The sequence below is a fragment of the Pseudomonadota bacterium genome (assembly GCA_039033415.1).
GTDB lineage: Bacteria > Pseudomonadota > Gammaproteobacteria > Xanthomonadales > SZUA-38 > JANQOZ01.
Window position 1 is genome coordinate 229587 of record JBCCCR010000004.1, and the last position, 21105, is coordinate 250691.

At 56.2% G+C, this 21105-nt stretch carries 15 protein-coding genes; 7 read left to right on the forward strand and 8 right to left on the reverse strand.

The genetic code is table 11. The annotated features are described in order from the left end of the window. Window positions 1-590: 590 nt before the first annotated feature. Window positions 591-1595, reverse strand: coding sequence for a right-handed parallel beta-helix repeat-containing protein (locus AAF358_04845; protein ID MEM7704855.1), 1005 nt, complete (start codon window positions 1593-1595; stop codon window positions 591-593). A gap of 601 nt (window positions 1596-2196) precedes the next feature. Between AAF358_04845 and AAF358_04850 the strand changes: the two genes are divergently transcribed. Continuing rightward, the gene (locus AAF358_04850; protein MEM7704856.1) at window positions 2197-2694 is read left to right on the forward strand and encodes an ATP-binding protein; all 498 of its coding nucleotides are present in this window, start codon (window positions 2197-2199) and stop codon (window positions 2692-2694) included. Between the two features lie 127 nt (window positions 2695-2821). Here the strand turns inward: AAF358_04850 and AAF358_04855 are convergent, their stop codons facing one another. Continuing rightward, window positions 2822-3862 carry a hypothetical protein gene (locus AAF358_04855; protein MEM7704857.1) on the reverse strand — a complete coding sequence of 347 codons (1041 nt, stop codon included), beginning with the start codon at window positions 3860-3862 and terminating at the stop codon, window positions 2822-2824. Between the two features lie 604 nt (window positions 3863-4466). On the opposite strand from AAF358_04855, the gene AAF358_04860 reads away from it, so the two are divergent. The 3 genes from AAF358_04860 (at window position 4467) to AAF358_04870 (ending at window position 8687) form a co-directional block, all read left to right on the forward strand. Next, window positions 4467-5477, forward strand: a complete 1011-nt coding sequence (locus tag AAF358_04860) for a hypothetical protein (protein MEM7704858.1) — start codon at window positions 4467-4469, stop codon at window positions 5475-5477. A 268-nt stretch (window positions 5478-5745) separates the two neighbouring features. After that, the gene (locus tag AAF358_04865) at window positions 5746-7083 is read left to right on the forward strand and encodes a choice-of-anchor Q domain-containing protein (protein ID MEM7704859.1); all 1338 of its coding nucleotides are present in this window, start codon (window positions 5746-5748) and stop codon (window positions 7081-7083) included. 407 nt (window positions 7084-7490) lie between these two features. After that, complete coding sequence (locus tag AAF358_04870; protein MEM7704860.1) at window positions 7491-8687, forward strand: serine hydrolase; 1197 nt, start codon at window positions 7491-7493, stop codon at window positions 8685-8687. A 616-nt stretch (window positions 8688-9303) separates the two neighbouring features. Here AAF358_04870 and AAF358_04875 read toward each other — a convergent pair. Both AAF358_04875 and AAF358_04880 read right to left on the reverse strand, forming a co-directional pair. After that, complete coding sequence (locus AAF358_04875; protein ID MEM7704861.1) at window positions 9304-11307, reverse strand: hypothetical protein; 2004 nt, start codon at window positions 11305-11307, stop codon at window positions 9304-9306. Window positions 11308-11521: 214 nt separating this feature from the next. After that, window positions 11522-12454, reverse strand: coding sequence for a formylglycine-generating enzyme family protein (locus AAF358_04880; protein MEM7704862.1), 933 nt, complete (start codon window positions 12452-12454; stop codon window positions 11522-11524). A gap of 213 nt (window positions 12455-12667) precedes the next feature. Here AAF358_04880 and AAF358_04885 point away from each other — a divergent pair, with 213 nt between their 5' ends. Further along, window positions 12668-14434 (forward strand): S41 family peptidase, encoded by a 1767-nt coding sequence (locus AAF358_04885; protein ID MEM7704863.1) that lies wholly within the window; start codon window positions 12668-12670, stop codon window positions 14432-14434. Between the two features lie 165 nt (window positions 14435-14599). Here the strand turns inward: AAF358_04885 and AAF358_04890 are convergent, their stop codons facing one another. The 3 genes from AAF358_04890 to AAF358_04900 form a co-directional block, all read right to left on the reverse strand. Beyond that, window positions 14600-15085, reverse strand: coding sequence for an SRPBCC domain-containing protein (locus tag AAF358_04890; GenBank protein ID MEM7704864.1), 486 nt, complete (start codon window positions 15083-15085; stop codon window positions 14600-14602). Continuing rightward, window positions 15075-15416, reverse strand: a complete 342-nt coding sequence (locus AAF358_04895; GenBank protein ID MEM7704865.1) for a metalloregulator ArsR/SmtB family transcription factor — start codon at window positions 15414-15416, stop codon at window positions 15075-15077. Before AAF358_04895 ends, AAF358_04890 begins: the two co-directional genes overlap by 11 nt. An 89-nt stretch (window positions 15417-15505) precedes the next feature. Continuing rightward, on the reverse strand, window positions 15506-16078 hold the full coding sequence (locus tag AAF358_04900; protein ID MEM7704866.1) for a 1-acyl-sn-glycerol-3-phosphate acyltransferase: 573 nt from the start codon (window positions 16076-16078) through the stop codon (window positions 15506-15508). 295 nt (window positions 16079-16373) lie between these two features. Between AAF358_04900 and arcA the strand changes: the two genes are divergently transcribed. Together arcA and AAF358_04910 are read left to right on the forward strand one after the other, a co-directional pair. Further along, window positions 16374-17600 carry an arginine deiminase gene (gene arcA / locus AAF358_04905; protein MEM7704867.1) on the forward strand — a complete coding sequence of 409 codons (1227 nt, stop codon included), beginning with the start codon at window positions 16374-16376 and terminating at the stop codon, window positions 17598-17600. Between the two features lie 94 nt (window positions 17601-17694). After that, a complete protein-coding gene (locus AAF358_04910; GenBank protein ID MEM7704868.1) occupies window positions 17695-18519 on the forward strand; it encodes a CIA30 family protein in 825 nt (274 codons plus the stop codon). A 115-nt stretch (window positions 18520-18634) separates the two neighbouring features. On the opposite strand, the gene AAF358_04915 is transcribed toward AAF358_04910, so the two are convergent. Continuing rightward, the gene (locus AAF358_04915; GenBank protein ID MEM7704869.1) at window positions 18635-21067 is read right to left on the reverse strand and encodes a TonB-dependent receptor; all 2433 of its coding nucleotides are present in this window, start codon (window positions 21065-21067) and stop codon (window positions 18635-18637) included. Window positions 21068-21105: the final 38 nt, after the last annotated feature.

The window sequence follows — 21105 nt, forward strand, 5'->3', positions numbered from 1 at the left end:
TCTGGGTGTCGATCGCCTATCCGGATGGTTTAAAGTATTTTGCAGAGGGTTGGTGGTCCCTACGAGCGGGGCAGTGCAAAGTTATTAAGAGAAACATCTACGGCACAGTGATGGGGTTTGTATTGACCGAAAGCGGAGGTGACATAAGACCTTCAGGTCAATCAAGCTCTTGGTGCATTGACCGGCGCCGACGATTTAGGCAGGAACAGGGAGAGTGCCCCAACGGAATGGAATCAGTCAACTTTGGCTGGCTCGTCAACCTAAACCGAGAATCTCGCACGCACAAATGGTCTATATCCAAGGAATAACTTAATCTAAAATACTGCCTCGAGTAGCACTGGAATTCCCACGGAGCACTAGACAGCTTCGGCCTATGATGAGGCGGCCTCACAGAACGAACCGATTATGGCCAAACAACCTTGCCGAAAAAGTTGTTTGACCACGTTTCCCAATAAGGAATTTCAGCCTGTTCGAGGCTATCGTTTTCTAAATCCTTGGCGCGTCCGCCGTACCTAAATCGGCGCGTGGAAAAACGGGCCGCCGCATTTCTGGGCGACCCGTATTGGTTGATTGGATTGAGGTCGTTTACGTCACGGGTAAGCGCACAAAACACCTGCAGGATTTGCTGTCGATCCAGGCGTTGTAACTACCGATGTAGGAGCTCCGGCTACGTTCACACCATTACAATTTGCCTGTCCTGAGAAATTGTTATTGTCGAACGTAACTGAGTCAAAGACTGCGGTTTCAGCACCGTTTGAGCCGAATACCGAGCCGCCACGTCCACTGCGCCTAATGAGAGTGTTCTCGACTAGAAGCCCGCCGTCGCCAAATGGGGCGTCGACCCCCCACCCGTTGTTGTCGATAAGCGAGACGTTTCGAATCGTCGCGTTGGGACAATCGACAAGGTAGTAGCCTGCTGAGCCGCTTTCGTACACGTTGGTTCCGGTGACGCGCAAGTTTGCAGAGTCATCGCAAATTACTCCTCCATCACCGATCAGAAACCCTTGGGGACCCGGAATAAAAGTGCCATCGCCAGTAGCCGAACCCCATTCCAAGCGCACTGAACTACTAAGCTTGATCCAGATGTTCCCATCTGGAATCCCATCCGAAGGGTCTCCAGTATCAAACACTGTATTCGTTAGGATTCGGGCACTGTTACTCGACTGCACCCCAATTCCGATCCTGCCCGCTGTCACCTGATTGTCGTAAATTAGAGAACCCGGAGATTGGAATGCCAGAATTCCAAACTCTGGGATCGTTCCACTGGCCTCAACGATCAAGTGCGCGACATCGGAGCCGTTTCTTAAGACGATTACGCGACTGGCGGAACCGCTAGAGGGCAACGACTGTCCCACGATCGTAACTGCAGAGGCGGTTCCGTTGGCGCCGTATAGCTGCTTGTTGTTTGATACGGTGATGGTGCTGGTGACGTTATAGGTACCATTGGTGAGGCAAACTCTATCGCCTGATGAAGCAGTGTTTAGAGCGCTTTGAATGCTGCTGCCCGGACCGATCGTAACGTCACAACCAAAAGAGGAGGTCGCGGCAAACAATGCCCCAACTCCTGCAATTGCAGATTTGAATTTCATCTTCATACTCTTACTCTCTCGAAGTTCTGAGCCCGATAATGGGAAAATTAGAATAGAGAAAAAAATGCTAATGGAACGCTAAAATTCTCTTTTGAGAGAGTTAAGTTTGACGAGCTGCAATGGAACACGGGTTCTACCTCATCAATTCGGACACGCCTGAAAAGGCCGCGAATCAGGCTACTTTCGGAGAAACTCGCGCAACAACTTTGCCCTGCGCCGTCCTGGCTGCCGCAAGCTCCGCTCCCAACGACTGAGACTGCCTGAATCGACGCCGATTGCGACGGCAGCCTGTTTGGTCGTCAGCCCTCGGGTCACCCTGCGAAACCGAACTAGCCCACCCAAATCAAGATTGAAGTAGTCGTCGGGCAGCGGGCAATACCCAAGGTAGTTGATGACCTTTGGATAGCATCGGACGCGCACCTCAGTCTGGTTGAGCTCCCAGTGAATAATGGTTTCAACGCAGACGCCGAGGAGTTTGGCAAGGTTTTTTTGCAGCTCTCCTCGTCGAATTCGAACCGCCCTAAGGTGATCACCCAGCGTCACCAGATCTTGGGGATACGAGAAATCACTGCGTAAGTGATTGAATCGTATAGGTGGCAACAAGGCAATGAAACCTTGCAAGTGTGGCTACTACGGCGTGGATAGCCGGTGTCAGTGCGGGCCGGCAGAGGTCCAACGCTACCGCCAGCGCATCTCAGGCCCGCTACTGGATCGGATCGACATGCATGTGCTGATGCCGCGGGTCACGCTAAGAGAGCTAAATAGGGCACCCGGAGGGGAATCATCAGAAGCGGTCAAAAAAAGAGTGGCCGCCGGGCAATTCATTCAACACGAGCGCCAGCAGCAACTCAATGCCCAGCTGAGTGGAAGCGCGCTCGATCAATTCGCATCACTCAACAAACGTACAAAAGCCATGCTGGAAAACGTGGCTGAGCAGTTGGGCTTGTCGACCAGGGCTTGCCACCGTGTTCAGCGCGTTGCCCGCACCATTGCCGACCTGGCGGGGGAGCAAGAGATCTCAATTCAACATCTCAGCGAAGCCGTTCAGTATCGCCAACTGGACCGGCTTTCTATTGAACAGGCTGCAAACGGTCCGAACGAGTAGGTCTACAGAGGACACTGCGTCCACAGTCCCGTCCTAACTCGACCTGATACTGTTCTTTTTTGGTGCTAGAACCCAAAACTTCGATCTGTCACTTGGTCCCGGATCCTCAGATTCCGTACAGGCTTCTCTAGAAGGTAAACCGCTCTAACTCGACCACTCGCTCGCCGTTCAGATCCAAGATCACCATGTCTGGTGCGCTGAAATCGAACAACAGACTGCGAGACTCGCGCAAGTTTGGTAACCGATGGCTAGCACCGATGGGCTGGCCGTTTTCAAATTCAAGCAATTCGACCTCAATTGCCGAATTAGACAAGTTTCCCTGAGCGGTGTACCAAACCGGACCGCCCTCATCGTTGTAGAGATAGCCGGCCAGAAACACGGAATTTCGCTGGATCTCAACGGAAAACCCGGTGCCGGGCTGATCCGGATCCCAATACCAGCCGTCCTCCGGTAGACTCGTATCAATCAGTGGATCGAGCGGTTCTATCGCTCTAATCGAGCCAAAGTTGAACCGTTCTATTGTCATCTCACCTCCCGGCCAGCGCATTGTGGCCGAGGTATCTGATACAAATTCCAGCTCAAGCTTGCCGGTAGCTTCTGAGATACTGGCGTCCATGAAATCGCCGGCCAGCGTTTGGCCACCCTCAAATGCCAGCAGGTCGGCGGAGAACACATTGCGACTATTGGCGCTGCCTTGGGCAACTAACCAAGTGGGTGCACCGCTGTCGTCGTAAACGTAGGCAGCGACAAACATTTGGTCAGCCTGGCGTTCAATAAAGAAGCCACGCCCCGGTTCAGCGGGATTCCACCACCAGCCGGTTTGCGGCGTGGTGACGAGATCGATCGTGGTGGTAGCAACCGTTCGACGCTGCGGCGGGATAGCATCTCCTGGACTTGAGAAGCGCGGTACTCGAATTTCGATCTCGGCAGTGGTGCCGATGCCAGATGCGAAGCGCAGACCGTGAGCCGGAATTTCCAGCAGATTCCCTGTCTGGATCACACAGCCATGTGCTCGGCACCTCACGTTGTCAATGAGAAGACTTATTACATTGGGCTCCTCAAGTCTGACAGAGCTTAAGGCCCAATCGGGAGACGGCACGGCGTTTCCGCTTCTTAAGGAAAACGGGGTTAGGAACTCGCCGTTGCTCACCGTGATCAATATCGGCACAAAGTAGTTGCTGCCAACGTAGGTTTCGCTAGCGGCCAGGGCAATGGGTTCAGCGTTAACTGCTATTGGTTCGGCACTCGCTGACTGGGCAATGACGACTAGCCCGATTAAGTAGATATTCCTCATCTTGCCTTGCTAATTCGCCAGAACAGTGGCACCAATCGTAGGCGTGCACACGCAGAGAGTAACGAAAGAACCACGAATGTTTGACGAAACTTGAGCGCAGGCTGGCCATTGACTGGGTTTCTCCCAGCAGGGTGCGAAATGGCGATATGGGGTCCGATGTGGGGTCAGGTTAACTTTCCTACAGAAGTTGCATTCAACGTCTATTAAACATATGGGGTCAGGTTCCAGTGCCAGTCATGAGGTGATGTAAAAGGCTAGTTGGTTAGGGCTGAGCCAGTTGTACTTGTAATTGCAGTGCCGCGCGTATCGTAGGCAAAGGCGCTGGCGCAGATTTGAAGTACCCGAATCGGTGGATGGCGTCGGGAGTACAGGCCTGGCACTTGAACCTGACCCAAAAAAATCCTGACCGATGGATTTGTGCGCTCTGACGAGTTTCGGCATTGAATAAGAAACCGTGAAAACTGGAACGAACCTAACCATGAACGAGCGGCTCCCGCACTCCTTAGAAACGCCAAAAACGGTCAACCCCATAAAACAGCTGAGTTTGTGCCTGCTGGTTTGGCAAACGCTGTCGGCGGGTTTAGCCGCGGAGCCCCTGGGGACCAACTTCACCTACCAGGGAGAACTGCTGGACGGCGGGGCTGCCGCTGAGGGCCTGTATGACCTTCAGTTCGAGCTATTCGATCGGGCGGTTGGCGGCCCGTTCGTCGCCTCGGCCGTAGTGGTCGACGATGTCCTAGTCCAAAGCGGCGTGTTCAGCGTTGAACTAGATTTTGGCGTCGGTCCTTTCGCTGGCGACCAGCTGTGGCTTGAAATTGGAGTGAGGGCCGGTTCTAGCACCGGCGGATTTACGGGTCTGCTGCCCCGGCAAAAGCTCACGGCCGCGCCCTATGCGCTTCACGCGGAAATGGTGGCATTGGATTCTATTTCCAGCCCGGAGATCGCAGACGACTCAATCTCCGCTGCCGACCTGGCAGCCAACTCGGTAGGAGCCAATGAGATCATCGACAGCCAGGTCCAGCGGCGCGTGAGCGCGAGCTGCGACGACGGCACTTTACTCGCGGGCATTGCGCAGGACGGTAGTCCAGATTGCGAATCCGCCTTAGACGTGGTGTTCGGCGAGGGTGTGGAGTCTTCGGGTGTTGTTTTACAACCGGAAGCCACCTTTCTAGAGCAAAACTTTGTTACCTCTCGGGCCGGTCGTCTCTTGATCACCGTCCCGGGCGATTTCGTTCTCGTCTGCTCGCCCACGGCCAGCGCTGCGCGCTTCATATATTTGACCGTTGACGGCGTGCCTATACGGTCGAGCACCACGATTACCCGCAGCACCGCAAACAGGCAGCAAAAATTGTCTGGTATTACCGATACGGTCGTAGCGGCGGGTACCCATGAGCTAGCGTTCGCGGGGGAATGTGAGGGAGCCAGTACCGGGACCCCGATCTTCTCGCAATATGCGCCGCCGGCTGCGGTTGTGGTTCTGCCGGAGTGATCGGGCCTTTCGGTCGTACCTGCATACCCAACGCACTGCCCGAATCGCGACTTGGCGGCAATGCCACTGCCTTTTGTTCGCTTTTGTGAAATTCGGCATTTAACAGAATCATGTATGAGGAAAAGGCCTACTCATGACTTCAGCAACCGGGTTGCCGCAACCCAGACGGGCCGACTTTTCGCGCGATCCCTGCTGGGTTTTTGCAACAGTTTTGTTGTCTGCTGTTATCTTCAGCGTTCCTGGCGTTTGCCGCGGGCAGATCGCGGTCATGATAGCCACCGTCGAAGTCACCACACTATCGGACGAGGCCAGCCCGGCGGGTTGCTCCCTACGCGAGGCAATCGATGCACTAACCCTTGGGTCAAGCATCAACGGCTGCGCGCGCACCATGATCGTGGGTCTGGGCGCCGACGTGGTTACCTTTGATCCTGCGCTGATGCCCGGCGAAATAGTGTTGAACAGCGCGCTCGAACCGGCAGTGGACCTGTTCATACGCGGGCCGGGCCGGGAACTGCTAACCATCAGCGGCCAGCACGCGCACGAAGTGTTTTGGGCAACCGATGCTCACCTAAGGATCGAGGGCGTGACTTTAACCGAGGGCTTGGCTGCCCGTCCGTCAGCCTCTACGGGAGGCGCTGTTTTCGCTCGCGAAGTAACGCTTGACGGGGTTCGCGTATCGAACTCTACGGCGTTGGACTCTGGCGGAGGGATCAGCGGAACTCGCGTTGCCGTGCGAAACAGTGAAATCGTGGGAAATCAGGTAGCCGCCGGTTCTGGCATCGGAGGTGGTCTAAGTGGCGGTTTTGTCACGATTGAATCGTCAGAGTTCAAAGAAAATGAAGCCGGCACCTTTGGCGGTGCCGTGGCTGCCGGTCTTGAGCTGTCGATAAGCGATTCCCTGTTTCAACACAACCGGGCCGCTACCGGAGGCGCCCTGTATGTGGTTCGAGGAAACGGGGAGGTTGTTCGCAGCCAGTTTGTCGACAACGACGGCGAGGGTGCCGTCATTTATCAAACAGATGATTCCGCCGTCGATGACACGCTCCGGCTGAGCATTCGTCAGTCGCTCATTGTGGATCAGGTCGTCAATCCTTTTGGCGGCTCTTTATTCGCGCAGCGCCAAACAGACCGCATGGTGCAGCTCAGCGTTCAAAACACATCGATCCTAACCGTCCGAGGCATTCGCGCTGAGGCGGAGTTGAGCCTTAACAACGTCACTATCCGCGCCATGGGTGGGGTTTCCGGGTTGACTCTCCCGGCTGGCTCCCTGGCGCAACTATATGATTCGATCGTTGTAAGTGATGGGCCAGCCGCTTGTCAGAACCAGGGCGTATTTCCCGCCCAGTTCAACAACATCTTCAGTAGTGGCAACTGCGCGGATGAGACCCGGGGCGACCTGGTTGCTGAACCCATGTTAGGGCCGCTGAAAGACAACGGCGGACCCACCGCATCGTTTGCCCCATTGTCCGGCAGCCCGGCGATCAACAACGGCGGGCCATTCTGCCGGTCGGTAGATCAACGGGGACTGCAGCGCACCGATGGGTTCTGCGATATCGGAGCCATTGAATTTGGTGCTGCCCGGGTTTTTGACGATGGCTTCGAGTAAGCCTTCGCCGCGAGACTGGCACTGCTCGAAGGCTTTCTGGAGATTTGGCGAAACATACGGGGTCAGGTTCAAGTGCCAGGCATGAGGTGGTGTAAAAGGCTAGTTGGCTAGGGCTGAGCCAGTTGTACTTGTAATTGCAGTGCCGCGCGTATCGTAGGCAAAGGCTCTGGATCAGATTTGAAATACCCGAATCGGTGGGTGGCGTCGGGAGTACAGGCCTGGCACTTGAACCTGACCCCAAAAATTCCGCGACCCGTCCGACCGAATGATTGTTGCACACGCGCGCGTTGAGCATCGTTTATTACTTACGGTAGATACGAAGATACTGAAATACCCCGTAAGCTCGGTAGCCGGTCAGCGGCAAGCGGAACTTGGCAACGCAGGCCCGACTTGAGAGGTTTTCTCGAATGCCAAAATCCAGACTCATCATTCTCCTAGCGGTCGCTATGGTGCTTTCCGCCTGTGTTCGTAGCCCGAGTGACAAGTCTTTAGAGCCCACCGCGCCTACCGATGCTGAAAAGTTTGCGGCGCTTGATTCAGCGATCTCTGAGATCTTGAGCGGCCAGGATATTAAGACTGCTGGGATCGGTCTAATCGAGAACGGGGAACTAGTCTGGGCCGGCTACTATGGTGAACAATCACCGGGCAGGCCTGCCACCTCTGCAACTCAATTTGACACAGGCTCGATCACCAAGGTGGTTTCGACGGAAACAATCTTGCGTCTTGTTAATGATGGGCACCTCAACCTTGATGAACCTATGGGCAGCCTCTGGGTCGACCCCGATCTCGAAAACGATCCGCGTGCACTCCAGCTAACGCCCCGTATGGTTCTGACTCACACGACAGGCTTCCCAAACCGACGGAACCGAACCGACAACGGCAAGCTCCAGTTCTTAGCCGATCCGGGAACCGCTTTTGGTTATTCCGGCGAAGGCTTTGAGTACTTGATGCGATTTGTTGAGGCGAAACTTGGCACGTCTTTCCCAGAACTTGTTGAAGCGGAGGTCTTCGGACCTATGCATATAACCGGCGCCTCGTTCGCCTATAAAGAGGAGAATTTTGAGAACGTTGCCCTAAGCGTCGATGATGATACGGGAGAGTTTCGAACCGATTGGGGTTATCACTGCCTGGTCATCTCGAATACGTGTCCAAAAGATGGGAACTACAGCACATCACGCGATATGACTAGCACGGTGGAAAGCCTTGCCGCATTTGCGATCTCAGTGGCCAACGCCGACGGTTACAGTGCCACGCTGGCGGCCGATCGCAACACGGTGCAGTCAACGAAAGATCGCCCGATGTATTTCTGCGACAAACCAGGCGTTGATGATTGTCCTCTGGAACAAGGCTATGGCTTGGGCTGGGAGGTTCTGACTTATGGCGACACCCAGTTGATTGCGCATGGTGGCCATGACTATTCAGTGCTCACGGTGTTTGGGATCAATACTGAAACGAAAGATGGCGTCATTGTGTTATTAAACGCGCCAGGGATCCCATCATTACGCGTGATGCCAGAAATCCTCGAGGTTTTGGATCCAACCACGCCACTCAGTCAGCAGTATCGTGGATGGCTGCGCTACGAAGAATCGAGGTCAAAAAACTGAAACGCGCTCACTTAAGGAGTGCCAGGCAGGCGGAGTAACGTTAACCTTCACTCAATCCAAAGATTTCGCGACGCGAAAGCCAAAGTTGGAAAACCCCTGGGTTGGGTTCCAGGCCCCTCGGTATGCGCTCCTCAAGTACAACGGACTGTAGTCCCAGGCGCCGCCTCTTACGACCCGTTTTTCACAGCCTTCCTCCGGCACAGTTTGTTCGGAACATACGGGGTCACGAACATACGGGGTCAGGTTCAAGTGCCAGGCATGAGGTGGTGCAAAAGTCTAGTTGGTTAGGGCTGAGCTAGTTCTACTTGTAATTGAACTGCAGCGCGTACCGTAGGCAAAGGCTCTGGATCAGATTTGAAATTCCCGAATCGATGGATGGCGTCGGGGATACAGGCCTGGCACTTGAACCTGACCCCAAAAGTTTTGACCCCAAAAGTTTTGGCACTTGAACCTGACCCCAAAAGTTTCAGGCTCGCATCGAGCATCTTCGATTACTCACCGTAGACACGAAAATGCTGCAATACCCCGTAAGCTCGGTAGCTGGGTAGCGGCAAGCGGACTTGGCACCTGGTCCTGACCCCTAAGATTCGACTTCATCGATTGAACCTGCCTTTTTCTAACGGTTTTGCTCTTGCTGACCCGTCTCGAAACCGTCTAGAAACACCACGACGTTAGACAGAGAAACGACATCAACTGTGGCCGGCACAGTGGTGAGTTCAATTACGCGACCGTCCGGTTCAATCCGTGCAAGCACATTGGGCAGCGCGTCAGCCCGGTTGGCGCCACCGTTTGGAACCACCCGTCTCACCAGCGCCAAAATGGCGCCACTACCGTCGGCGAAGGCGTCCATGGTATCAATCTGCCGTTCGCTGCCGGGTACGATTGGACCGTAATCCAGCGATATCTGAGCTGTGGGCACACCGATATCACTGATCGGCGCGTCAATTAGATCGGTTGTCAGATTGCTATTGGAAACGTCGTAGCGAACCGTGTCACCAACAATCGTGAACGCCTGAACGGATTCGGCCAGCACCGTTTCGGTTGTGGCGTTGCCGGTAGTGAGATCGACGGAAATAACATCCCGAGACTGGGTGCCAAAAAGCCGCCCGTCGGGTGCCAACTCCAGGTTTCGGAGCACAGCGCGCGGCGCAATGACCACGCTTGAAACTTCCTGTCCGGTGCAGGCATCCAGTCGATAGACCCGCTGTTCGCCCCCACCAGACCCCTCTGTCATGAGGAGGGTTCCAGTTGTCGGATCAACTTCAAGTCCACGAATTGAATCGTCGCGGCTAACGAGATAGCTCAATTCGCCGGTCTTTAGATCAAGCCCGTAGATTGCATCCGCTGACTCGTTACCATTGATGGCAACGTATGCGTCTGCCAGGCACTGTGGTGTGGTCACCGGCACCCCGCCCGGGTCCGGGATCATGCCGTGGATGCCGTCACTGACTTCCCCGACTACGAGCCAGGACCCGTCCCGCGCTACGAATGTGACGGTTGCGTTTTCGTCAACCGCAAATAGTTGGCCATTGGCAAAGTCGGCAGCGAAAGTTTCCGTGTCGAATCCTTCTCCAAGATCAGTTTCAGTGGTGACACACGATTGCGACGCATCGACGGGTAGCATGTTCAGATCGAAAGCGAATATCGAACCCTCAACAATCTGCAGCAGTTCGTCGGTATCGGAATCAAAGGCCAGCGCTGAATGATTGCTCGAGGCCGACCCAAAGCCCGTATCGCAAAGCGCGCTGGGTGCGCCGGTCGTGCGATCAAGCTGATAAAGCGTCGCGTCACGACCTACGGCGTAAAGAACTCCATCATCGGCAAACGCTGCATCATGAAAACTGACGCCCGTATTGCCGATGTCGGTAATTCCGTTCGTTGGATCGAAAAGTCCTAGGCGATGTTCTGCTGTCTGGAAAGACCGAAAAAGCACATAAATTTCACCCGTCGGCGCCTGTACGATCTCGTTTAAGGCATGGATAGGCTCACCATCCAGGGATTGTCGTTGGACGTTGGTCAATTGCTGAGTCGGTTGATCCCAGATCCGCATGAGATCGTCCCATTGGCTTGTGGTCAACCATCGAGTGGTGGCGAGCGTCGGGGCCTCAAGTACTGTTAGGGCCGGTGCACTACAGTTGTTGTTGGCTTCGTCCGTTTCGACGATCAGGTTGTCCGGGTCGGCTGCACAGAGGCCAGGAAAAGGCGGGAAATCAAAGGTGCCCACCGTGTTTGGCGTCGCTGGAATGCTGAAAGCCAACGTCGATCTTGTATTTGAGATACCGGAAAACACGACAGTTTCCGTAGCGACGCAGTCTACTGCCTGGTCGATTAGGGTGCATACTGCCGTACCGGAAAAGTTCGACAGGCTGTTGATTGTCGGTGGCTCGTAGTCAAATCCCGCTGGAAGCTCAAATCGAATCAGTGCCTCGCCCACTTCGAACTGGGCCGCGCCACCGGTTTTCTGAAAAAATACTTCAATCGAAAAAGGATTTCCGACAAACGTACTTGGTCCCAACTCACGAGCGGCAGTGACTGTGAAATCCTGCGCCCGGCTCTGCTGGCCAACGCTGAAAGCAAGGAGAATCAGCGTAGACGGTACAGCGAGAATCTGCTTAATCATTTCGAAGCCCCCAGAGAAAACCCGATCATCAGAGTACGCCTCAGGAGAGTCAACCATTCGCTCCAAGGGTTAACGCCGTCGTGCCCACCGAAAGGAACTAAAGGGGGTCGGTTCGAAAGAGGGACAGGTTAACTTTCCTACAGCATTCTGTTCGGAGGGATGCGGTACACCGCCAGATTCTGTGTCAGTTGGTCGTGACTAGGCCCCGTATGCACTAATCACGACCCAAAGATTTCGCGACGCGAAAACCGAAATTTGAGAAGCCCTGAGTAGGGTTCCATGCCCCTCGGTATGCGCTCCTCAAGTACAACGGGCTGTAGTCCCAGGCGCCGCCCCTCACTGCGCGTTTTTCACAGCCTTCTTCCGGCACAGTTTCTTCGGAAAAGTAGGTTGAGCTGAGTGACGGTTGGTAACAGTCGGCCACCCATTCCCAAACGTTGCCCACCATGTCGTGCAAACCGAAGGCGTTCGGCGCTTTGAACGCGCCCACGGGCGCGGTGTAGAGGTGTCCATCCGAGCATTCACCCGCGCGGTCCCATGCTCCGTAGGATTGGCCCGCCAATGCATCGCCACCGTTGGTGAACTTACAGAACTCATCTTGGTTGGCTCCCCACCAATACGTTGTGGTGGTGCCTGCGCGCGCGGCGTACTCCCATTCGCTCTCGGTCAGCAGCCGGTAAGTCCCCTTGGGCGTTTGAGTGTTCAGCCAGCCGACGTAGGCGTTGGCGTCGTGCCAGCTGACGCAAACTACCGGATGATCTTCACTTTGCTCAAAACCGGGTGTCTGCCAATTAAGCTCGGGCTGGTAGCCCCATGAGCCGTTCTCTTGCAGGCTGAGGCAAATGTCCTCGGTTTGATAGTTCGTGGCGGAAACAAACGCCTGATATTGACCGAGCGTAATCTCAAATTTGGACACGGCAAAGCCGTCCAAGGTGACCTTAGATTGTGGCCCTTCATCATCGGTTCGGCCTGCTTCATCTTCTGGTGACCCAAACAGAAAGGACCCGGCCGGAATGTTCACCATCTCTGGGCAAGCGTCACATTCCCGGAAAGTTCCAATCGACCCTTCGTCTGACGAAGCGGCAATGGGCACCAAATTCACGAGCACGAGGATGTGCAGCAAACTGAAGGGTGCTGGGAGTTTCATGGGTTGACTGAGCCTGGTTCTTGGATGTCGTTTCAAACACGCCTGGTAGGAGGTTTGGTTACAGGGGGAGAGAGGACCCCGTTTCATCCCGCTTTCACCTGGCCCTCGTATCACCATGACCCCGTTTCATCACAACAGCACGAAGCCGGCAGGAAATTCCTTCCGAAAATGAGAGGATGGCCTCAGGTACGCGAGTCCGCCGTTTGGCGTGTGATGCAAAAGTTTGTGATTCGAAGGAGGGTTATGGTGCAGCGGTTCTTGAGCGTTCTTGGCGGGCTCATCTTAATTTTTTCCGGTACAGCTTCCGGTCAACCCATGTCGACGGAGCACATCCCGGATTCCGAGATTCCCCAGCGCACAAACAATTTCTACCTCCTGGGCAAAGTCTGGGGCTACCTGAAATACCACCACCCCCAGGTCAAAGGCGGTTGCTTCGACTGGGACAAAGAATTGCTTAGCGTTGCCGCTAGCATCAACGAGGCAAAAACCCGCTCGGCAGCGCTGAACGTCCTTACAACATGGGTTCGTCAGGTCGACCAGCCCAGGCCAGACTGCGAGCTTGAGCTCGCTAAACGCGAGCCGAGCAAATTAGGGGAACGCAGCTGGATTCAGGATGAAGTGCTGCTTGGACCTGATCTGGCGCAAGCGCTCATGGCGGTAAACGCGAGAGCGGAGCAATACGCCGGGCAGCATTACGTCACGCTGGTCGAGGGCATCAAGAACCCTCAATTTCTCACCGAGAGATCTTATGCCGGCAAAAAGGAACTGGGCTGGCCATACCGCTTGCTGGCCCTGTTTCGGTTCTGGAATATCGTCGAATACTGGTCGCCTTACAAAAATGTGATCTCCCAAGACTGGGATCAGACCCTGATTGAGTTTATACCCCGATTCATCGATGCCGACGATGAGGGGAAGTACGTTACGGAATTGATGGTGCTGGTCGCGCGCGTCGAGGATGGTCATACCGCTTTATGGTCCCATTTTCATCTGAGCCCACCGGGTGGACGCCTTTATGTGCATGCACACATCCGATCAATAGAAGGCCGACCGGTGGTCTGGCGGGCGTCCAAAAACGGCTTTCGCAAAGGGCTTGCAGTGGGGGACGTGATCCTCACGATTGATGGCGCGCCGGTTGAGAGACTGGTTGACGCTTGGCGCCCCTTTTACGGCGCATCAAACGAGTCCGCGCTGCGCCGGCAACTTTATTTGAATTTGCTCCGCGGGACGGAAAAATTCGTCGACGTGCGAGTTGAGCGCAACGGTCGCGAGGTCGACCTCACGCTTAAGCGTAAGCGAGGACCGACTCGGATGAATACCCATGACCGAGATGGCAAGACCTTACAGCTACTGTCCGAAGACGTTGCCTACCTGAAGCTGTCGTCCGTTTCGGCCAAGGACGTGCCGAAATACCTCGAAAAAATTGATGGTACTCGCGGACTGGTCATCGATATCCGCAACTACCCAGCAGATTTTGTGGTCTTTGCGCTCGGTCAGCATCTTGTGCAGCAAACAACGCCGTTCGCGCGGTTCACCTACGGCGACCTAGCGGCGCCGGGAAACTTTCTTTGGACCGATTCCATGAACCTCGGCCCCAAGACACCATTTTACGACGGCAAAGTGGTGATCATCGTGGACGAGGCGAGCCAGAGTAACTCCGAGTACACCGCCATGGCGTTTCGGGCCGGCCTCAACGCCGCGGTGGTTGGCAGCCAAACCGCTGGCGCTGATGGAAATGTCTCTTCAATTACACTACCGGGCGGCTACGAAACGAAGATCAGCGGCATTGGCGTGTTCTATCCTGATCGATCACCCACGCAGAAAATCGGCATTGTTGCCGACGTTGCGGTCAGACCAACGATTGCTGGCATTAGGGCCGGACGAGACGAGGTACTCGAACAGGCGGTGAAAGTGATCCTGGGAGAAGAAGTGTCTCAGGGCAAATTGGAAGAACTGATTAGATTATCTCAGGCGCGTCCCTAGCCGAGTTTTGCCTCCAAAACTCCGAAAGGGGGGCCGAAAGGGGGTCAGGTTAACTTTCCTACAGAAGCTAACTCTTGTAGGAAAGTTAACCTGCCCGCTTTTTTCCGGCTTCAATTGGTGAGCCAGGCAACGGGCGAGGGATTCGCCCCGATGCCCTTGCGTAGCTTAAGCCGCATCGGAGATCACTGCTGCCATCTTCTCGATCGCCTGCGCCCAGCCACCAGCGCCGCGCGAGTCTGCGGGAACGCCGACATGAGTCATCTTCATGGTCGTCTTTCCGTCGGCTTCGGAGAGCTCGACAATAATCTCCGTCGTTTCCGGATGACCCGGAGGCATCCCCATGCTTTCCGGCGACAGAACGTTGCCCTGTTCATCAGCCATGCTTTCGGTATAGACGAGCCGACTTGGCGGGCTCACTTCCTTGTATTCACCGACGAACCACATGGTCATGGTTTTGTCCGGCATTTCCATTTGCATGCAGATCTTTCGCTGCCCACCTTCGACCACGTTCATTTCGGCGACGGGGATTTTCATCCCGTTCGGCCCGTACCACTGCTGAAACAGATCAGCCTGGGTCCATAGGTTCCAGATCGTTTCGATCGGCGCATCAAATTCGCGTTCAATTCGTACCCAGTCTGCTTCAGTTGCCATCACTTCCCTCCGTCAGTTGTTTCAACACAGATTCCAGCTGATCGAACCTGGCTTCCCAGATCGGTCGATATTGTTCTGCCCAGGAAGCCACTTGCTTTAGCGGCGCAGGATTCAAGGTGCATGGCCGGTATTGGGCCTGCTTACCCTGGGAGACGAGCCCCGCCCGCTCCAGTACTTTGATGTGTTTGGAGACCGCGGGCAGGCTCATGTCGAACGGCTCGGCGATTTCGTTCACCGTCGCTTCGCCCTCAGCCAGGCGGGCGAGCATGGCTCGTCTTGCGGGGTGCGCCAGCGCAGCGAACGTATCGCTCAATGGGTCGGTCGTGCTCATAAGACATTAATAAACCGATAGGTTAATAAATGCAATGGTTAAATACGATGGCTCGCGACTTTTAGTGTCGAGCCGGTGATGGAGCTAGCTCAGTTGCGCGGGCTGCCAACCCCTGCCGCGGACTTGGTCGCCGTTAGCAGTTCGTCCACCGAATCGATGTTGGCGATCGCCGGCTGCAGGTAGATCATGCGCTCTCGGTAGTTAACGATCGCGGGCAGCACCGGTACACCGGAGCTCACCGCGATGCGGGCGAAACCGCTTTTCCACTTTCGAACCTCGCCGCGGGTGCCTTCCGGGGTAATACCGACAACGAGCTGCTTGCGCTTGGCAAACTGCTCCGTCAGCTGCTCCACCATGCCCTGCGGAGAGTTTCGGTCTACGGGGATACCGCCGAGGCCGCGCATGATCACGCCGAGCGGAAAGCGGAAGAGTGAAAGTTTGGCTAGGAACGAGGTTCTCAGGCCAAGCCCCCAGAATACGGCCCAGGACAGAATAAAATCGATATTGGAGCTGTGTGGCGCCAGCACGACAATCAGCTTCGGCTCATCAGGCCATTCGCCAGTCATGCGCCAACCCATCAAGCCGAGCGCCCGCCGGCCGAGCCAACGTGTCAGCGGGTTACGCGTTTTGGGGACCTTGGGTCCAAGGACTGGCCATCGCATGGCGAGCAATTTCCTAGTGGGTTCGATGATGGCGCCGCTGCATCTGCGCAGGCCCAGCGCGCTTTCTACGAGTGATGATCTGAACTATCGGGGTGTGGACCGGCTGAAGGCTCAGTATAGCAACGGACATCACCCGAGAGGATACAAGTCGGCTGGGTGCTGGCCCATGGCTGGCGGCTCCCGGACCCATCACGCCGGGCCCACCAAGGCCTTTTTTGCCATGTTCGCGTGATGGTGATGCACCCGGTATCGTGTGCCAACTCCGAACGATTCGAATCCAACAGGCGGCTTCACAATGACAAGGATGTACGTTGGTTCCGAGGTGGGAAAGCTCCACCGGGTATTGCTTCACCGGCCGGAGCTCAGCCTAAGACGGCTCACGCCGCGCAATTTTGAGGACCTGCTGTTCGACGATGTGGTTCGAGTGGCCCGCGCCGCCACCGAGCACGATCTGTTCGTCAAGACCCTCAAAACTCATGGCGTCGAGGTCCTGCTGCTGCACAATCTGCTGGCCGAGACGCTGGAAATGGCTGAGGCCCGCACCTGGGTGCTCGACCACCAGGTTCAAGAAACGTCTCTCGGACCCGGCCTGGCGCGTTCGGTGCGCGACTACCTCGAGAATATGGACGGCGAGGCAATGGCCTCAGCCTTGATCGGCGGCCTCACCCAGGACGACCTTGCGAACCCGTCACACAGCCTGACAGCGGAGCTGATCGTCGGCGAAACCGACTTCATCCTGCCCCCGTTGCCCAATCATCTGTTCACCCGCGATACCTCCTGCTGGATCTTCGGAGGCGTCTCGCTGAACCCGATGGCCAAGGTCGCCAGGCTCCGCGAAACGGTTCATCTGAAGGCGATCTATCGTCACCACCCGCTGTTTGCCGACGCTCGGTGGGACACCTGGTTTGACGGCGTTGCGATGGGCCGAACCGACGCGTCGCTCGAAGGCGGAGACGTGCTGGTGCTTGGCAACGGTGCGGTGCTGGCCGGTATCAGCGAGCGCACCACGCCGCAGGGTGTCGAGATGCTGGCGGAGCGACTGTTTGCGGGCGGTGTTGCCGATCGGGTCATTGCGGTCGATCTGCCGAAGCACCGCAGCTGTATGCATCTCGACACGGTGATGACCCAGATGGACGTTGATTGCTTCAGCGTCTATCCGCGAATCATTAACGAGGAGACGCCATCGTGGGACCTTACGCCGGGAGCTGGTGGCGGCCTGAACGTCAAGCGACGCACCAGCTTTTTTCAGACGCTGGCCAGTGCCTGCGGACAGCCTGAGCTGCGCATCATCCCCACCGGCGGCGACAAATATGAAGCCGAGCGGGAACAGTGGAATGATGCTAACAACGTGCTGACCTTGAAGCCCGGCACCGTGGTTGGCTACGAGCGCAATGCCGCGACGATCGCCGCGATGGAGGCAGCTGGGATTGAGGTGATCAAGATAGGCGGTGAGGAGCTTGGGCGCGGGCGCGGTGGGCCCAGATGCATGAGTTGCCCCATCGAACGCGATGGACTGAGCTGACACCCGTACCGTTCTGTCGTGAGCGTCGAGCCGGCTTCACCTTTTGTTGTTGAGGATAGCGGTAGCGTGTGGGCCTTCTTGATGGGATACACCAATGCTGCCTGCCTTTGCGCTGACGCTCGCTATGCTCAACCCGACGCTAACGTTGGAAGACTATCTCGGCCGCGCCATCTCGCGGGGCGTCCCGCTCTATAACGACGGTCAGGCGGCCGCCTGCGCTGCGGTCTACGCGACGGCGCTCGAGGCGATCGCCAGCGCAGAAGGATGGCTCGGGGAGCCTTCCCAACGAAAAAGTCTAACGTACCAACTCGATCTGGCGGCGGCTCTACCCGATCCGCGAGACCGCGCCTGGGCCTATCGCGACCTGATAGATACCCTGCTAGGCGGGCAGCCTCTCCCGCCGCCGCCGGAAGCCAGCGAACGAACGCTCTTTGATTTTTCAACGGCTGCCGACGTTGAGCGCTGGCAGGTGGTGCTGGATGGCGTTATGGGCGGTCGATCAACCGGCCAGGTGTCTGTCGAAGAGAACGTGATGGTTTTTACAGGCGATACGTCGCTCGCAAACAACGGCGGTTTCTCGTCGCTCCGCGCGTCGGTCCCGGTGGGTTCAGCGGCTGGCTACGACGCCCTGCGTATCCGCGTACGCGGCGACGGCCGCACTTGGATTCTTGGCGCTAGCGCCGGCGTGGGAAATCGTGGCGACAGCTACTGGCAGCGATTCGATACGGACGGCAGCAGCTGGCAGACGATCACCGTACCGATCCGGGATATGACGCGCGTGTTCTTTGGCCGCCCGCTGGATGGAAAGCTACAGCCTGCAGCGCTCCGCGGCGTCGAGTTCTACATCTACGATAAGAAAGCCGGACCCTTTCGGCTGGAAGTCGACACCATATCGGCGGTCCGCCTTCCAGCTGGCTGAGTTTCGGCATGACGTTGAGCTGTTAACCGCTAAATCGACATCCGATTAGCGCGTGCAATGATAACGGCGCCGTCGCAAAGCGGGCGCCAGGCAATACTGGCGCTTAAAACCTCAGTCAAAACCCATACATCAGCTGGACACCGTAGGTCCTGGGCTGAGAAAACGCGGCCTGCGGAATGCCCTCGACAAGAAAGGTCTCAGTGATGAGCTCAAAGTCATCTAAGACGTTGTCAACAAAGGCGCGAACAGTGAAATCTCCCCAGCGATAGTCCGCTGACAAATCAAAGAGCATAAGTGAATCGGCTTTGAACTCGTTGTCGGCGCGGGTAAAAAAACCGTCTCGATAGTTGCCTTCCGCACCGAGGGTCCAATCACCGCGCGTGTAGAACGCCCCAGCAGCTGCGGTCATGCCCGGCGCGTTGGGAAACTCATTGCCGGAAAAATCGTTGAAGCCTGACGTAAATCGTTTGAACTCCGTTTCAACGAGCCCGAGGGACGCATATGCGTCCCACTGGTCATTTCGCCACGACATCTCCAGCTCCATCCCTGAGACCTCCGACTCACCGGAATTTAGAGTGGTGAGAATCACGCTTCCCGGCGGCGCATCGTTAACCTGTTGATCTGTCCAGTCGAGGTAAAACAGGTTGGCGTTAAGTTCGAACCCCGCGCCAAGGCTTGCTTTGTAAGACAGCTCATAATTTTTCACGAATTCTGGATCGAATTCATCGATCTCGAGCGTGGCATTGTTAGTGGTCACGCCGCCCTGCCGATAGCCTTCGGTGTAGGTAAAGCCGAGTCGCTGTCGGCTGCTTAGCGAATATGTAAGACCGACTTTCGGCAAGAACTCGCTAAAGTCTGTGCTGCCATCGGTGATGCCACCAAGCACGTTGGGGACAACCACCGTATAGGGCACCGGCGGCGGCAAAATCAAATTGGCAGAGAGATTGCCGATTGCGTTCAGGTCGATTTGCTCATAGCGTCCGCCGAGCGTGAGCAGCAGCTTGTCAGAAACCTCGATATCGAATTCGCCAAAAACCGCCGTGGTCTCAGTGGTTGTCGGACTGTTGATCAAAGCATCCAGGTCAAGGCCCCCGGCAAAGTTCGGAAAGGCTACCCCGTCGCGCAACACGCGATTGGTCTCGTCGGAGTAGAAAAGGCCAACCGCGCCGCGAACCCGGGAACCTTCGTACTCCAACCGGAGAGTCTGGTTGAACTCATCCTGATCCGCTGTTGCCAGCCAGGTCTGGTCCAGGTCCGGCAGGCTGGTTGCGTAGTTGGAGTTTCGATCCTCCGACACAAAATTGTTGTACGCGGTCTGCGCCTCAAGGGCGATTGAATCAGAGAGCTGATAGCGGATATTGAGGGTCTTTACGTCCTGCTCGGTATCCATACCACCTGTGCCGTAGACGTTCCCGTTGGTGAAGCGTCGTGTTTCTGGAAACCAGACATTTACATCGTTTCGCGCATCGGCCTGGACGTGGGTATGGCTCAAGAGCACTTCCAGGGGCACCCTCTGCGAACGATAGAGCAGCTTGCCGCGAAACGTATCGGTGTCGTTGAAATTGTAGACATCCGTGTCCAGCGTCGGGTTCTCGATAAACCCATCGGTGTTCAGCCTCTGCACGGTAATGCGGTAAGCCAGTTCGTCAGTGATCGGGCCCGTATTCGCTACCCCAATTTCATAAGTGCCGTAGTTGCCGACCGCTGCAATCGCCTGGGTGTTCTGCTGAAACTCTGGATCGTTAGTCGAGACCACAACACCACCGGCGAGCGAGTTTCTGGCCTGTGCGGTACTTTGCGGGCCGCGCAGCATTTCCACCTGCTCCACATCGAACAGCGAGTTAAAACCCCGGGCGAGCTGCTGGGTGGTGAACGCGGCTCCGTCAACCATCAGCGAAGCCAGCGCGGCACTGCCGGCGCCCCCGATCCCCGACGAGTTGATGCCTCGAATGCTGAAGGTAAAAGCCTGAAGCCCCGTCCCGTTAACGTTGACGTTGGCCGCGCGATTAAACACGTCGGTGATTCTCTTGTCGTTGCTGCGGACGATGTCGCTTTCGGTTTGCACGTTGATCGACGTGTTGGTGTCCAGAATGCCGCGCCGGATGTTCTCACCATAGATGGTGATTTCTTCCAGGGTCCGCGGCTTGCTGGGTTGATCTTCTGATCCAGTTTGGGAATCCTGGGATTCGGCCGTGGAAACGGTGTTTTGCGAAACGACAAAGGAACCGTTGGTGGATCGGCGAGCTGTCAGCCCGGATCCTGCTAACGCCTGGCTGAGTGCTGCGTCAGCGCCCATCGTTCCTGAAACCACCGGTGCCGTCTTCCCTTCGACAACGGCTTCGGACGCCAGCACGTTGACCCCGAAGACGTTCGAGATGGCGACCAGGCTATCCCCCAAGGGGCCTGACGGGATACTCAATGCCTGCGATGAGGGTGATGACGCCGCAGGCTGCGCGGTCGCGGGCTGGCTGCCAAAAGAGAAGGCCGCCAAACAGACAGACGCCGCAACAGCTCTTCCAAGCCCCTTGAGTTTTTCGATTTTCTGCACCACGGTTCTCCACTACAGGTCATTTCGTAAATGAAACG

Excerpts from the sequence above, each read along its gene's own strand:
- AAF358_04845 (MEM7704855.1), bottom strand. The coding sequence starts at position 1,595 with ATGAAGATGAAATTCAAATCTGCAATTGCAGGAGTTGGGGCATTGTTT.
- AAF358_04850 (MEM7704856.1), top strand. The coding sequence starts at position 2,197 with ATGAAACCTTGCAAGTGTGGCTACTACGGCGTGGATAGCCGGTGTCAG.
- AAF358_04860 (MEM7704858.1), top strand. The coding sequence starts at position 4,467 with ATGAACGAGCGGCTCCCGCACTCCTTAGAAACGCCAAAAACGGTCAAC.
- AAF358_04865 (MEM7704859.1), top strand. The coding sequence starts at position 5,746 with ATGATAGCCACCGTCGAAGTCACCACACTATCGGACGAGGCCAGCCCG.
- AAF358_04870 (MEM7704860.1), top strand. The coding sequence starts at position 7,491 with ATGCCAAAATCCAGACTCATCATTCTCCTAGCGGTCGCTATGGTGCTT.
- AAF358_04875 (MEM7704861.1), bottom strand. The coding sequence starts at position 11,307 with ATGATTAAGCAGATTCTCGCTGTACCGTCTACGCTGATTCTCCTTGCT.
- AAF358_04880 (MEM7704862.1), bottom strand. The coding sequence starts at position 12,454 with ATGAAACTCCCAGCACCCTTCAGTTTGCTGCACATCCTCGTGCTCGTG.
- AAF358_04885 (MEM7704863.1), top strand. The coding sequence starts at position 12,668 with ATGCAAAAGTTTGTGATTCGAAGGAGGGTTATGGTGCAGCGGTTCTTG.
- AAF358_04890 (MEM7704864.1), bottom strand. The coding sequence starts at position 15,085 with ATGGCAACTGAAGCAGACTGGGTACGAATTGAACGCGAATTTGATGCG.
- AAF358_04895 (MEM7704865.1), bottom strand. The coding sequence starts at position 15,416 with ATGAGCACGACCGACCCATTGAGCGATACGTTCGCTGCGCTGGCGCAC.
- AAF358_04900 (MEM7704866.1), bottom strand. The coding sequence starts at position 16,078 with ATGCGATGGCCAGTCCTTGGACCCAAGGTCCCCAAAACGCGTAACCCG.
- arcA (MEM7704867.1), top strand. The coding sequence starts at position 16,374 with ATGACAAGGATGTACGTTGGTTCCGAGGTGGGAAAGCTCCACCGGGTA.
- AAF358_04910 (MEM7704868.1), top strand. The coding sequence starts at position 17,695 with ATGCTGCCTGCCTTTGCGCTGACGCTCGCTATGCTCAACCCGACGCTA.